This window comes from Pseudomonas sp. LBUM1649, from assembly GCF_059716155.1.
On the sequence record NZ_CP166807.1, the window covers coordinates 1,472,105 to 1,485,107 of the forward strand.

13 protein-coding genes and 2 pseudogenes are annotated in these 13,003 nt (G+C 60.1%); 9 read left to right on the plus strand and 6 right to left on the minus strand.

Features of this window, described 5'->3' with window-relative positions; all coding sequences use genetic code 11:
• Nucleotides 1-123 precede the first annotated feature (123 nt).
• A complete protein-coding gene (locus tag ACA058_RS06710; RefSeq protein ID WP_497638398.1) occupies nucleotides 124-1,143 on the minus strand; it encodes a DUF4917 family protein in 1,020 nt (339 codons plus the stop codon).
• Between the two features lie 237 nt (nucleotides 1,144-1,380).
• On the opposite strand from ACA058_RS06710, the pseudogene ACA058_RS06715 reads away from it, so the two are divergent.
• From ACA058_RS06715 to ACA058_RS06725, 3 genes and pseudogenes are all read left to right on the plus strand, one after another.
• Nucleotides 1,381-2,127, plus strand: a pseudogene (locus ACA058_RS06715) (CaiB/BaiF CoA transferase family protein); the annotation flags it as partial.
• Nucleotides 2,124-3,050 carry a hydroxymethylglutaryl-CoA lyase gene (locus ACA058_RS06720; protein ID WP_497638399.1) on the plus strand — a complete coding sequence of 309 codons (927 nt, stop codon included), beginning with the start codon at nucleotides 2,124-2,126 and terminating at the stop codon, nucleotides 3,048-3,050. The pseudogene ACA058_RS06715 and the gene ACA058_RS06720, both read left to right, overlap by 4 nt.
• 188 nt (nucleotides 3,051-3,238) lie before the next feature.
• Nucleotides 3,239-3,889: pseudogene (locus tag ACA058_RS06725) on the plus strand (MFS transporter); the annotation flags it as partial.
• A gap of 10 nt (nucleotides 3,890-3,899) precedes the next feature.
• Here ACA058_RS06725 and ACA058_RS06730 read toward each other — a convergent pair.
• Complete coding sequence (locus ACA058_RS06730; protein ID WP_497638400.1) at nucleotides 3,900-4,388, minus strand: DMT family transporter; 489 nt, start codon at nucleotides 4,386-4,388, stop codon at nucleotides 3,900-3,902.
• Between the two features lie 77 nt (nucleotides 4,389-4,465).
• On the opposite strand from ACA058_RS06730, the gene ACA058_RS06735 reads away from it, so the two are divergent.
• From ACA058_RS06735 to ACA058_RS06755, 5 genes are all read left to right on the plus strand, one after another.
• Entirely contained in the window at nucleotides 4,466-5,419 is a 954-nt protein-coding gene (locus tag ACA058_RS06735; protein WP_497639875.1) for a LysR family transcriptional regulator, read from the plus strand.
• Nucleotides 5,416-6,054, plus strand: a complete 639-nt coding sequence (locus ACA058_RS06740; RefSeq protein ID WP_497638401.1) for a LysE family translocator — start codon at nucleotides 5,416-5,418, stop codon at nucleotides 6,052-6,054. Before ACA058_RS06735 ends, ACA058_RS06740 begins: the two co-directional genes overlap by 4 nt.
• 104 nt (nucleotides 6,055-6,158) lie before the next feature.
• Nucleotides 6,159-7,505, plus strand: coding sequence for a sensor domain-containing protein (locus ACA058_RS06745; protein ID WP_497638402.1), 1,347 nt, complete (start codon nucleotides 6,159-6,161; stop codon nucleotides 7,503-7,505).
• Nucleotides 7,506-7,623: 118 nt separating this feature from the next.
• Nucleotides 7,624-7,779 carry a KGG domain-containing protein gene (locus ACA058_RS06750; RefSeq protein ID WP_497638404.1) on the plus strand — a complete coding sequence of 52 codons (156 nt, stop codon included), beginning with the start codon at nucleotides 7,624-7,626 and terminating at the stop codon, nucleotides 7,777-7,779.
• A 74-nt stretch (nucleotides 7,780-7,853) separates the two neighbouring features.
• Complete coding sequence (locus tag ACA058_RS06755) at nucleotides 7,854-8,357, plus strand: DUF4142 domain-containing protein (RefSeq protein ID WP_497638405.1); 504 nt, start codon at nucleotides 7,854-7,856, stop codon at nucleotides 8,355-8,357.
• A 45-nt stretch (nucleotides 8,358-8,402) separates the two neighbouring features.
• On the opposite strand, the gene ACA058_RS06760 is transcribed toward ACA058_RS06755, so the two are convergent.
• Both ACA058_RS06760 and ACA058_RS06765 read right to left on the minus strand, forming a co-directional pair.
• Nucleotides 8,403-8,813 carry a low affinity iron permease family protein gene (locus tag ACA058_RS06760; protein WP_497638406.1) on the minus strand — a complete coding sequence of 137 codons (411 nt, stop codon included), beginning with the start codon at nucleotides 8,811-8,813 and terminating at the stop codon, nucleotides 8,403-8,405.
• A gap of 534 nt (nucleotides 8,814-9,347) precedes the next feature.
• Entirely contained in the window at nucleotides 9,348-10,373 is a 1,026-nt protein-coding gene (locus tag ACA058_RS06765) for an IS110 family RNA-guided transposase (RefSeq protein WP_497634895.1), read from the minus strand.
• 596 nt (nucleotides 10,374-10,969) lie between these two features.
• On the opposite strand from ACA058_RS06765, the gene tam reads away from it, so the two are divergent.
• Complete coding sequence (tam, locus tag ACA058_RS06770; protein WP_497638407.1) at nucleotides 10,970-11,740, plus strand: trans-aconitate 2-methyltransferase; 771 nt, start codon at nucleotides 10,970-10,972, stop codon at nucleotides 11,738-11,740.
• Between the two features lie 8 nt (nucleotides 11,741-11,748).
• On the opposite strand, the gene ACA058_RS06775 is transcribed toward tam, so the two are convergent.
• On the minus strand, nucleotides 11,749-12,477 hold the full coding sequence (locus ACA058_RS06775) for a class I SAM-dependent methyltransferase (RefSeq protein WP_497638408.1): 729 nt from the start codon (nucleotides 12,475-12,477) through the stop codon (nucleotides 11,749-11,751).
• A 138-nt stretch (nucleotides 12,478-12,615) separates the two neighbouring features.
• A complete protein-coding gene (locus ACA058_RS06780) occupies nucleotides 12,616-12,885 on the minus strand; it encodes a short-chain dehydrogenase (protein WP_497638409.1) in 270 nt (89 codons plus the stop codon).
• Nucleotides 12,886-13,003: the final 118 nt, after the last annotated feature.

A 13,003-nucleotide genomic window follows, 5' to 3' on the forward strand; every position in this document is an offset into this window, starting at 1 on the left:
TGACCGGACTGACGCCATCGTCGGAATGCCGACCGGAGCAAGCTCGCTCCCACAGTGGAGCTGCGGTGCACACAGATCCCTGTGGGAGCGAGCTTGCTCGCGATGAGGCCAGCCGATGCGCCGCTAAACTTCGACTGGAACCGATAGTTTCGGACTTCCCAGCGCATGCGTCTTCGAATCAAAAAACCGCAACTCAACACCCGTCCCCTCGAACACCTTCGCGTAATGCCGCTTCTGATGCTGGATGAACGCCTTGCTGCGCGGGTAGATCGAGATCGCCACGACCTGCGGTTTCGACAGGCGCAAGGCGTGCACGATATGACCGTCCTGCTCGCCCAATGCATGCCCGAAAATACACAACCCGTCACCATGGCCGAGCAACTGGTCGTAGCAGAACGACAGGTAATCCGAACTGCGGATGGTCTTGAGCTTGTCCGCGCTCGGCCCTTCGTTGATGAACAACGGCACATCGTCGAGGGTCTTGATCGTGTTGTTGATGGCGAAATTGCCCAGCAACGTGCCTTCGGTCGACATCAGTTTGCGCGCCGTGCCGTCCTGATTGCGCACCAGGTGCAGACCGCCGTGCAGGTAGAGCAAGCGGGTTTTGTCGGTGGCGGTAACGCTCAGGTCGAAGGCCGGTTCAGAACCCTGGAACAGATCGGTGATCGCCTCGGGTTGCTGCTGGATCGCCCAGTAATTGAGCAAGTCGTAGTTGGTGGTGAATACCGTGCGATAGCGGCCCAGTTCCTGACTGATCGTCGCCAGGCTCGACGCCTCGACCAACCGCCACGGGATGTGTACCGCGTGCACGGTGTTGATCAGCGCTTCCTTGATCGCGTAGTAACGATTACGCGGTGCGGCGGAGCTGACGGCCAGGGCCTTGTTGACCCGGCTGGTGGTTTTCAAAGCGCTGAGCACCTGCTCGAAACTGCGTGTCTGCAGCGCCTCGAACACACTCAGCTCGGACGGGCTGAGGGGTTTTTCTTCGACGGTGCGGGCGTTTTCGAACAGCGAGTCGTAGCCGAAGTCGTCCCACACCGCACGGCTGGCCCCATTACCCACCAGCAGACCGTCGAACGCAGCGCTGCTGCGCAAGACGTTCCAGTCTTCAAGTTGGGCGTCGACATCCTTGAAATCGGTCATTGCGGTGGTCGTCTCGAAGCAAAAGGTCTGATGGGCGGCGACTTTATCATGGTCGGGCGCTTCAACCACGGCACGTCACGGGCGAAGGGCGCTATGCTGCGACTTTCGCCCGAGCCGCCATTGCCGAGTGTCCGATGCTGCAAAAAAGCCTGATCCGCCGTCTCGACCTGATCACCCTGCAACTGTTTGTCGCTGTCCACGAAGAGGGCACGCTCACCCGTGCCGCCGCGCGTGAAGTTGGAAAAACTCGGCCTTGGTTGGGACGTGCTGCATGCCCTCAACCCCAACCTGACCCTGGTGCGGATTTCCGGTTACGGCCAGACCGGCCCCTATCGGACCGTCCGGGTTTCGGCGCCATCGGCGAGGCCATGGGCGGCATCCGCTACACCACCGGCACCCCCGGTTCGCCACCGGCACGGGTTGGCGTCAGCCTCGGCGATTCCCTGGCATCGCTGCACGCTGTGATCGGCGCACTGAAGTCGCTGCTGCGGGTCAACAGTTACCTCACGGCCGATGGCGCCTACGTGGTGATCGCCGGCAACAGCGATCCGATCTACAAAGCGACTGATGCAAACCATTGGCCGCCAGGATCTGCCCGAAGCCCCCGAGTTCGCCCATAACGACGGGCGTGCGGCCAAGAGCGGCCTGCTCGATGCGGCGATCACTCACTGGACCAGCAGCCTGCCGATCGACGACGTACTGGCGGCGCTGGAAGCCGCCGAAGTTCCGGCCGGACGCATCTATTCGGTAGCCGACATCGTTGCCGATCCGCATTATCAGGCGCGGGACATGCTGCTCAGTGCCGAACTGCCGGGTGGCGCCACGGTGAAGATGCCGGGCATCGTGCCGAAACTCTCGGAAACCCCCGGTGGCGTCAACTGGTCGGGTCCGGGACTGGGTCAGCACACCGACGGCATCCTCGCGCAACTGGGCCTCACCGTGGCGGACATCGAACGCCTGAAAGTCGAAGGAGTGGTGCAATGATCACTGATTATTCCGAGCGCCTGATCGTTCAGGAAGTCTCCCCGCGCGACGGCTTGCAGATCGAGCCGACCTGGGTTGAAACCGTCGACAAGATCGCGCTGATCGATCAACTGTCGGTGGCCGGGTTCAGCCGTATCGAGGCCGGGTCGTTCGTGTCGCCCAAGGCCATTCCCGCGTTGCGTGACGGCGAGCTGGTGTTCAAGGGCATCACCCGCCAACCGGGAGTGATCTACGTCGCGTTGATCCCCAACCTGAAGGGCGCGCAACGGGCACTGGCCTGCAGTGCCGATGAACTGAACCTGGTGATGTCCGCCAGCCAGACCCACAACCTGGCGAACATGCGCATGCGCTGCGAAGACTCGTTGGCCGCCTTCGGCGAGATCGTGACGTTTGTGCACGGCACACCGGTGCGTCTCAACGCCAGCATTGCCACCACCTTTGGTTGCCCGTTCGAAGGCAAGATCGATGAGGACCGGGTACTGCAAATCGTCGAGGCCTATCAGGAACTCGGCATCCAGGGCATCACCCTGGCCGATACCACCGGCATGGCCAATCCGCGGCAGGTCGACCGGTTGGTGCGACGGGTGTTGCAACGGGTATCGCCAGCGGACCTGACCCTGCATTTCCACAACACCCGTGGCCTTGGTTTGTGCAATGTGCTGGCCGCCTACGAGGCCGGTGCCCGGCGTTTCGACGCGGCACTCGGCGGGCTCGGCGGTTGCCCGTTTGCGCCGGGCGCTTCGGGCAATATCTGTACTGAAGACCTGGTGAACCTGTGCGATGAAATCGGGATTGCAACCGGCGTCGATTTGCCACTGTTGCTCAAGCTGTCCCGAGGATTACCGGCGCTGCTCGGCCACGACGTACCCGGCCAACTGGCCAAGGCGGGACGCAATTGCGACCTGCACCCCGTGCCGTCCTGACCCACCACAGAACCCCTGTGGGAGCGAGCCTGCTCGCGAAAGCGGAGTATCAGTCGACATCATCGTTGAATGTCAGACCGTATTCGCGAGCAGGCTCGCTCCCACAGAAAAGCACATCACAAAGATCATCTTAACCAGACAACAAAAACAATCGGACACCCCAAGGGAAGTCCGCCTGGAGAACCGCAATGAGCCTGAATGCACTGGAGGTCGGCGCGAGCCCGGCCGTTAGCCACGATGAAGAAAAAGCCCTGGTCAGCAAAGTCGCCTGGCGGTTGATGCCGCTGATCATGGTCTGCTACCTATTCGCGTTTTTCGACCGCATCAATATCAGCTTCGCCAAGATTCAGCTGCAGACCGACCTGAGCCTGAGCGACACTGCTTACGGCCTCGGCGCCGGGCTGTTCGTGGTCGGTTATGTGATTTTCGAAGTGCCGAGCAACATGATGCTGTACAAGGTCGGCGCCCGTCGCTGGATCGCGCGGATCATGATGTCCTGGGGCGTGGCCACGGCGTTGATGGTATTCGTCAACAGCGAATGACAGTTCTACACCCTGCGTTTCGTGATTGGCGCGATGGAGGCGGGTTTTGCGCCAGGCGTGTTGTATTACCTGACGCTGTGGTTCCCGCAGCACTGCCGCGGGCGCATCACGTCGATGCTGTTTTTGTCGTCGGCCTTTGCCGGTCTGGTCGGTGCGCCGTTTTCCGGGCTGGTGTTGCAACACCTGGACGGTTTTCTGCAAATGCGCGGCTGGCACTGGTTGTTCCTGCTCGGCGGTGTGCCTTGCATCGGCCTCGGCTTGCTGGTGCTGACCTTGCTCAAGGACCGCATCGAAGATCTTTTGATCTTCAAGACGTTGCTGTGATCGCTTTACCAGTCGAATCACCAAACTGAATCAACACCACCCCGCCTATCAATAACAATGCCCCCAATACCCGCGGCATAGTCATCTGCCGCTCCACCAGCCCAAACCACCCAAAGTGATCCAGCACCAGTGAAGCCACCACTTGCCCCGCCAGCGCCAACGCCATGAACCCTGAAGCGCCAAGCTTGGGCAGCAAAACCAACGCCAACGAAATAAAGCACACCCCAAACGCACCGCCAGCCCACATCCACACCGGTGCCTTGCCGATGAACGCCAGTGACGGCAACGGCAAGCGCATCGCCAGCATGATCGGCACCAACACCAGAATGCTCACCACCAATGAAGCGAGGGTTGCCCACAACGGGTGACCCAGGCCGCGCCCGAGATTGACGTTGATCGCGCTCTGAAACGGCACCACCGCACCGGCGAACGCGGCAAGCAGCAACAGACCCGCCCAATGCAACGTACTCATATTTATTCTCCAACGGGTTTTGCTGGACTCTAGAGTATTCGTCGCGCAGATTTAAATTCCGATTTGCTATGCCGAACATGCACCACATGAATGATCTGCGCCGCATCGACCTCAACCTGCTGGTGATCCTCGACGCCTTGCTCAGCGAGCAACACGTCACTCGCGCGGCCGAGCGCCTGCACCTGAGCCAGCCTGCCGTCAGCCATGCCCTGGCACGCTTGCGCGATCTGCTCGCAGATCCATTGCTGGTGCGTGCCGGCGCAAATCTGGTGCCGACCCCGCGAGCGCTGGAGCTGATGGCACCGCTGGCCGAGGTTCTGGCCCAGGTGCAATCACTGCTGGCACCGAACGCCTTCGATCCGGCCACCGCCAAACGCACCTTTCGCCTGGCGATGTCTGACTACGGCGCCGCCATCGTCCTGCCGGGTCTGATCCGCACGCTGCGGCGCGAAGCGCCGGGCATCGACCTGAAAATCAGTCACGCCAGTCGTGAAGGCATGCTCGAAGGGGTGCTCAACGGTGATATCGATGTCGCCGCCGGGGTGTTTCCGGAAATGCCCAACGAGTTGCGCAGCACGTCGTTGTTCGAAGAGCACTATGTTTGCCTGGTGGACCGCAACAGCCTGCCTGACGCGAGCGTGTTCGATCTTCGCACCTATTTGAGCCGCCCCCATGTCCTGCTGGAAATGCGTGGCAGCGACACCCCGGAAATCGAGCGCGCCTTGACCCGCCTGCGCGAGCGTCGTCGAGTCGCTGTCAGCCTGCCGCACTGGAGTGTCGCCCCGGATTTCATCAGCGCAACGGACCTGATCCTCACCGTCGCCTCCCGGGCCCTGCGCGACATCGATGAGCAGTCATTGATAGTCATGCCGCCGCCGTTCGAGATTCCGTCGTTTACCTTTGTCCTGGTCTGGCACAAGCGCCGGGGAGGGGACCAGGCGTTGAATTGGTTGAGTGCGCAAATCGAGCGAGCCTCAGCTGATTTAGACTGGCGCCCATTCCCCAAAACAGCTCAAAAGGACTTCCCATGACCCCCTCGCTGCTAATGGCCGTTCTCGCCTCGGGCTTCATCTATGGCATTACGCCAGGGCCGGGCGTATTGGCGGTGTTCGGCATCGGCGCCGCGCACGGACGGCGGGCGGGGGCGGGGTTTCTCTGCGGGCATTTGTTGGGGGATGTGGTCTGGTGCAGCACCGCGCTGGTGGCGATTGTCGGTGCGCGGGAAATCGGCAGCACCGCGTTCGATGTGCTCGGCGTGCTCAGCGGGCTCTACCTGTTCTGGCTCGGCTGGCGCGCGGTGCGGGCGCGTCAAAGGGGTGTCGAGGCGCCGCAGGGGCCGGCGCGGCAACCGTTCTGGCACGGCATTCTGTTCGGCCTGACCAATCCGAAAGCTTACCCGGTGGCAGTGGCCACCTTCACTGCGCTATTGTCCAGCCGGGCAGAGTTGCTGACCTGGTCGATGTTGCCGTGGCTGATCGTCTTGAGCTTCGTCGGTGGCCTGCTGGCCTACGCTATCCTCATCGGCATTGTCGGCGCGCGCCCGGTGCGCACCTTGTATCAACGTCATGAATTGGCTATCACCCGCTTGTGCGGGGTAATGTTTATCGGTTTTGCCATCAACGCCCTGGCGCATGCACTGCCGGGGCTGGTGACGAACAAGGCTTGACGCTGATCGCAGGGACGCATCAGTTGCACAGTCGGCGCTCGGGCGCCTGACCGGTCAGGGAAGGTTCTTAATGGCTGCAATGTCCGGGACATGCTCACTGCACCATGACCAGCACAAACTCCGCGCCGTTGGCGAGCTACATTGACCTCTTGCTGGACGCCGTTTGCGCGGTCGACAAACAAGGCCGCTTCGTATTTGTCAGCGCGGCTTGCGAGCGCATTTTCGGCTACAGCCCCGACGAGCTGATCGGCCAGCCAATGATCGACCTGGTGCACCCGGCCGATCGTCAGCGCACCCTCGACGCCGCGCGGGAAATCATGGGCGGCGAGCCCAAGCTCAATTTCGAAAACCGCTACCTGCGCAAGGATGGCCGGGTGGTCAATATCCTGTGGTCGGCGCGTTGGTCAGAGGTCGATCAGCTGCGCATCGCCGTGGCCCGCGACATTACCGAGCGCAAGCAGGCCGAATCCCGGCAAGCGGCGTTGTATGCGATTTCCGAAGCGGCACATGCGGCGGAAGACTTGCTGGCGTTGTTCAAACGTGTCCACCTGATCATCGGCGAATGGTTGCCGGCGCTGAATTTTTCCGTGGCGCTGTTTGACGAGCAGTGTGCGCAGCTGAAATTTCCCTATCACGTCGACGACCACGAGCCGCAACCCGAACAGCCCGGAACCATCACCGTACGCCTGTGCGCGGAGGTCATCCGCAGCGGCCTGCCGATCCTGCTGACGCCGGACCAGAGCGACGTGCCCTTGGGGTTCGAGGCGCTGGTGAGCGGGCAGCATTCACCGTGCTGGCTGGGTGTGCCGCTGAACTCGCAAAACGGCACGATTGGTGCCCTGATCGTCAAAAGCGTGCCGGGAGGCGAGCGCTACACCGAGCAGGACAAGGAGTTGCTGCAATATGTTTGCGCGCAAGTCGCGACCGCGATCGAGCGCAAGCAGTTGCATACGCGCCTGCAGCACATGGCCCAATACGACCCGTTGACCCAGCTGCCCAACCGCGAACTGCTGCGTGACCGGCTGAAGTTGGCCCTGGACTCGGCGCGCGAAGAACGCGGACGCATGGCCCTGTTGTACGTCGATCTTGACCGCTTCAAGCAAGTCAACGACACCCACGGTCATGCGGTCGGCGACATGTTGCTGCAAACAGTGGCCAATCGGCTCAAGGGCTGCGTGCGTGAAACCGACACGGTGGCGCGCATCGGCGGTGACGAATTCGTGGTGTTGCTGCACAGCATCAACGCCTCGGGCGATGCCGACTGTGTGGCCGGGAAAATTCGTCAGGTATTGTCTGCTCCGCTGCGCCTGGACGGGCACAGCCTGCACATCCAGCCGAGCATCGGCGTCGCCCAATACCCCGAGCACGGCACCGAAGAAAAGCAGCTGTTCAGGCACGCCGACGAGGCGATGTACACCGCCAAGCGTGAGAATCACCTGCGTCTTGTCTGAAAAGTATCGCCACCGTTCGTCGTGGCGATTTCATGTTTTCTAAACCTTTTGCTGCGTGGAAATTCAGATTCTATGCGGGCTACGGCTCGCCGCGTTCATCATCAAGAGGTAGAGAATCATGCCTAACTCAAGAAACTCGAACTCGGGAAACGCCAACGATCGAACGAAGGCGTCTGAAGCCGGTCGCAAAGGTGGGAAAACTACCACCACGACTGTCGATAAAGAGCCTGCGAAACCCGACATGGGCCGCAAACCTGGACAGAAATCCAAGTAGCGGATGAAGGTAGTTTTGATTGAGAAGCGGGAGCGAAAGCTCCCGTTTGAATTTTTACTGAGGAGGGCGCGACCATGAACCGCATGGCCACCCGATTACGCAACTGCGGTTTAGCCGCGTTACTGGGCCTGTGTGCCAACAGTGCCTTCGCCCAGACACCCACCGAATTCATCAACGATGCGTCGGCCAAGGGCATCGCCGACATCGAAGCCAGTCGCCTGGCGCACCAGAAGTCCGAATCCAGGGAGGTCAAGGACTACACCATCGTCGTGATCAACGATCGCACGACCGCCAACCAGCACCTGGCGAAAATCGCCAAGCAACTGGATCTGCCGGTGGCGCCGCGCGAAGAGGTGATGGAAAAGGCCAAGGCCCTGATGCCGCAAGTCATGGAAGGCGCGACCTTCGATGAGGCTTACGCGGCCAGTCAGGTCAAGACCACCCAGGAGGCCATAGAGCAGCTGGAGCAAACGGCCCAGACCACCGACGTGCCGCAAATCAAGGCGTTCGCTGAAGAGACCCTGCCGAAACTGCAGAATCACCTGCAAATGGCCAGGGCCCTGCAAGCCAGTCGCTAACCCTTCGCGTGCGCGGGTGACTTGCGGTCACCCGCGCACTTTCGATCAGCATTCATTCAGATTCTGTTTGCCTTTCTCCTGGACCACGGTGCCATCAATGGAAATGGTCTGGCCTTCGCCAAGGCTGCGGTAGTGCTTTCTCAAGGCTTCCAGTTCCTTGAGGTCCAGCGCCTCGAGCCCCAGCATCGCGTTCTGCGCCTCTTTCGTCACCCGCAGCAACTCATCGACCTTCAGATGCAGAATGTCCGTGTCACGGTTTTGCGTGTTCTGGATCAGGAACACCATCAGGAAAGTGATGATGGTGGTCGAGGTATTGATGACCAACTGCCAGGTATCGTTGAAACCGAAAATCGGCCCACTCAGCCCCCACACCAAAATCAGGATGATCGCCCCGAGGAACGTCGTTGGGCTGCCGGTCCACAGGGCAAGTTTCTGGGCGATTTTTGCGAATTTCATGGCCGTTTTCCTTATTGGGGATGAACCTGAAGTTCAGACATCGGTGGCGAGATGAAAATTCGGCTTTTTACCGGCTACCCAATGGCGAACCCTGTAGGAGCCAGCGGTGCGGCGATCCGACTTGCCGGCGAAGGCGGCCTCATAGCCGACCAGTCGCTCGCGGCTGTCCCCGATCTACTGTGGGAGCTGGCCTGCCGGCGATGGCGTCCTGACAGACGACCTATTGTTGGTTGACGGAGTACATATCCATTCCTGCGGTAACGGCCACCTATGGTTTCGCTTTTACATCTATGGTTACCCCCTTTTCTGCAATACTGTTTTTGATGAGTGGTTGGCTTGCTTTCATCTATCCGGCGTCTGAGTGGGGGTGTAGCCCCGCGCCTCGATGAGAATCGATGCCCGACGATCCTTATTAGCGAGACGGCCTTTCAGCCGTGTAAAAGCCCAGGGTTGTCGTCAGGCCGGTTGGCCGTTCACGTCATCAGTTATCCAGCATCGCAAAACCAGGTGGGTGATGCTCGGGTGACAGCAGGGTCAGGCGTTCATCGCGCTTGGCCCTGCATCGAATTCAGTGTGGTGTGCCGCAATCGCCCAGGCGATCCTCGCCAGCTTGTTGGCCAGCGCGCAAACCACATGGTTGGAGTGATGGTGGGCCAATAGCTGCCGGACCCAGTCCGCCAGCCAGCCTTTCTGGCGGTCCAGATACCTCACGTAAACGCGGGCACACTGGACAAGCAGGCGTCGCTGGTTGCGATCGCCGCGCTTGCTGATGCCCAGCAGTACGGTTTTGCCGCCCGTGGAATGCTGCTTGGGCACCAGCCCGATCGAGGCTGAATAGTCTCGGCCGCATTTGAACTGTTTGCCATCGCCCAATTCGGCAGCCAGGACGGTGGAGGTGATCGGACCGACACACGGCATGGTCATCAAACGAGTCGCCAGATCATCTTCAGCGGCCTGGCACTCCACATCCTTGTCCAGCGATTTGATCTCCTCGTCCAAATGCTTGAAGTGTTGATACAGCCTCGTCAGAGTGTTTTTGAAGGGCTGAGCCATTGAGCTCGCTTCAAGCAGCGCCGAAAGAGATCGAATCGATTTGAGGCTCGGGGCCAGGCTGACGCCGACCTCCAGAAGAGCGGCGTGAATACGATTGACGGCCGCAGTGCGGTCCTTGATGAACGCATCACGTGTCGAGTTGAGCATGGCCAGCGCTTGCTGGGCTTGGTTTTTGACCGGCACAAAGCGCATCGTTGGGCGAGTAGCGGCCTCGCAAATCGCTTCGGCATCAGCGAAGTCGTTTTTGTTGCTTTTCACGTAAGGGCGCACGAGATGAGGGGCAATGAGCTTGGGTATATGCCCAAGCTTGGCCACCTCCTGTGCCATGAAATGGGCGCCACCACAGGCTTCCATCACGACGGTGCAGGGTTGGAGATTCATCAGGTACTGCATGAGTGCCGACCGGGTGAATTTTTTGCGGCAAACTTCATGACCACGATCATCCTGCGCATGCAGGTGAAAAGTGTGTTTTCCCAAATCGATGGCGGCGATAGATATTTCGTTCATGGCAACAGTCTCCGGTGAGCCCCCTGCGAAAGCTTAGTGGGCGATCGCAGGGGGCGGCGGGGGTAGCCATTTCATTAGCGAGTCACTTGGAAGAGCCCTGTAGGAGCGAGCCTGCTCGCGATGGAGGTCAACGATTACGCGGGGAGCCTGACACGCCGCGGTGCTCTCTGGTTTTTCGCGAGCATGCTCGCTCCTACAGGGCCCGCCGCGATGGGCCATCCTTGGCCCAGCGCGGCTAAACCGGCATCCATGCCGGTTTACCCACTGCGCAGAACCTCCACTCGGCCTCTCGATGGGGCAAGAAAATCAAAAGCCGCAGCCAAAGCGAGGCGGCCTACGAGCCGACCTGATTTTGCGGGTGTACCCGATCCCCTGTGGGAGCTGGCTTGCCAGCGATGAAGCCCGCAAGACCAACTCAATGCTCAAGACTGTTTTCGTCGGCAAGTCGGATTGCGGTACCGCTGGCTACAGACCGGGCGGGAACCTGTACCGACGATTCCCGCCAAAGGTGCAATAGAGCACCGCCCCCCAGTCGATGTATCGTAGCGAACCGGCAGTCAGCCAACGCCCAGACAACGCACCGACAGGAGAACGCCATGAGTTGGTCCGCCAAAAAATACGTCGCTTTTGAAGATGAACGCACCCGTCCCGCCCGCGACCTGCTGGCCGCCATCCCCGCCGGGAACGTGCGCTCGGCCATCGACATCGGTTGCGGTCCCGGTAACTCGACCGAGTTGCTGGTGGAACGTTTTGCCGATGCCACCGTACGTGGGCTGGACAGTTCGACCGACATGATCGAGGCCGCACGCAAGCGCCTGCCGCAGGTGCGGTTCGATGTTGCTGACATCGACACCTGGAATGACGGCGGCCCGTTCGATGTGATTTTTGCGAACGCGGTGCTGCAGTGGGTACCCGATCACACAACGTTACTGCCTTCGCTGGTGAGCAAGCTCGCACAGGGTGGCAGCCTGGCGATCCAGATGCCGGACAACCTCAATCAACCTTCGCACCGCTTGATGCGCGAAGTTGCGGCACAAGGCCCATGGGCCGAAAAACTGGCAAGCGCCGCCGGACAACGGACCGAAATGGCCGATGCCAGCGCTTATTACTCGATGTTGAAAGCCTGTTGTACCCGCGTCGATGTATGGCACACCACTTACCATCATCCGCTGGCGGGAGGCGCATTGGGGGTGGTGGAGTGGTTCAAGGGCAGCGGATTGCGGCCGTTCCTCGATCCGCTGGATGAGGCGGAACGCGCGCAGTATCTGAAGCAGTATCAGGCTGCAATTGAACAGGTATATCCGGCATTGGACGATGGCTCGGTATTGCTGCCGTTCCCGCGGTTGTTTCTGGTGGCGACGCGCTGATTCATCAATCAGCGCTGAACACCGACCAAAATCATCATCGGCCGTTCCCTCTCTTCGGCCAATGCCGGTTGCGCTTCGACCTCGGCATCCGTGGGTCCCCATTCGTTGACATGGTGGATGCTGAAACCGGCGCCAATCAGACTGTTGAGTAACGTGCCAACGGTTCGATGTTGCTTGATCACGCCGTCCGCCAGCCAATTGGTCACGCGCTCGCCTTCCATTTGATAGCCATCTACCGGCCAGCTCTTGCGGCCCTCGGCATCGGTGATCCAGCCGGGGTTGCGCGGCGCCATGAAGATCGGATGCTCAATGGAAAACACAAAACGTGAGCCGGGATTGAGCGCTGCGTGGATATTCGCGAATAGCCCTGGCAAATCCTTGATGTAATGCAGCGCAAGAGAGCTGTAGGCCAGATCGAAACTGTCTGCCGGCAGATCGAGCTGTTCCAGGTCTGCGCGTTCGTAACGGATGTTGCTGGCGGACGTTGTGCTTTGAGCCCGATCGAGCATTTTCTGCGAAACGTCCAGGCCAAGCACACTGTGGGCGCCTTGCTCACTGGCCCAACGGCAAAACCAGCCATAACCGCAACCGAGATCCACCACCTTTAAACCTTGCATCGGCGGCAACATCGCCTTCAGCGCAGGCCATTCCGGTGCGGCATCGAGGCCGTTTATGGAACGGGCCATTTGACTGTAGCCCTGGAAGAAGCCAGGGTCGTCGTAGATGTTTTGAGCCATGGTTGGGGTGCTCTACTGAGATCGATCAATGCGTTTGGGTACTGCAAACAATGTGGTAGCGAGCCTGCTCGCGATGACGGTCGCACATATTCACATCCGTGTTGCCTGCCAGGCCGCCATCGTGAGCCTAGTGTTACATCAGGACGGCTTTGCATCCATGCGTCGAGCAATAACGTCCAGCACATCACAACCGTCGCGCAACGGCACGCAGCAGAGCAATGCAAAGTCGCTGAGGATGACCGAGTCGGTGGTGATATCGCCCCGCATCGCGAGGTTTTCAAGGATCTGCGTGACGGCCCGGATTCTGTAGATGGCGGTGCTAAGAAGTGAGTGCAGCGGTTGGGTGGTGTTTACATACAACGAGGGGAGGTCGTCGGCGTTGCTGGTTAAAGCCATAAATTCTTTCATGAGTAATTACCTTGAGGTTAGGTGAACTACCACTCATCGTCGCCAAACAAAGGGTGGTAGCTGTACGCGGGTTGGCGAACCGGACAAGGCACAAACCGGCAGACCCGAAGATCTCCCA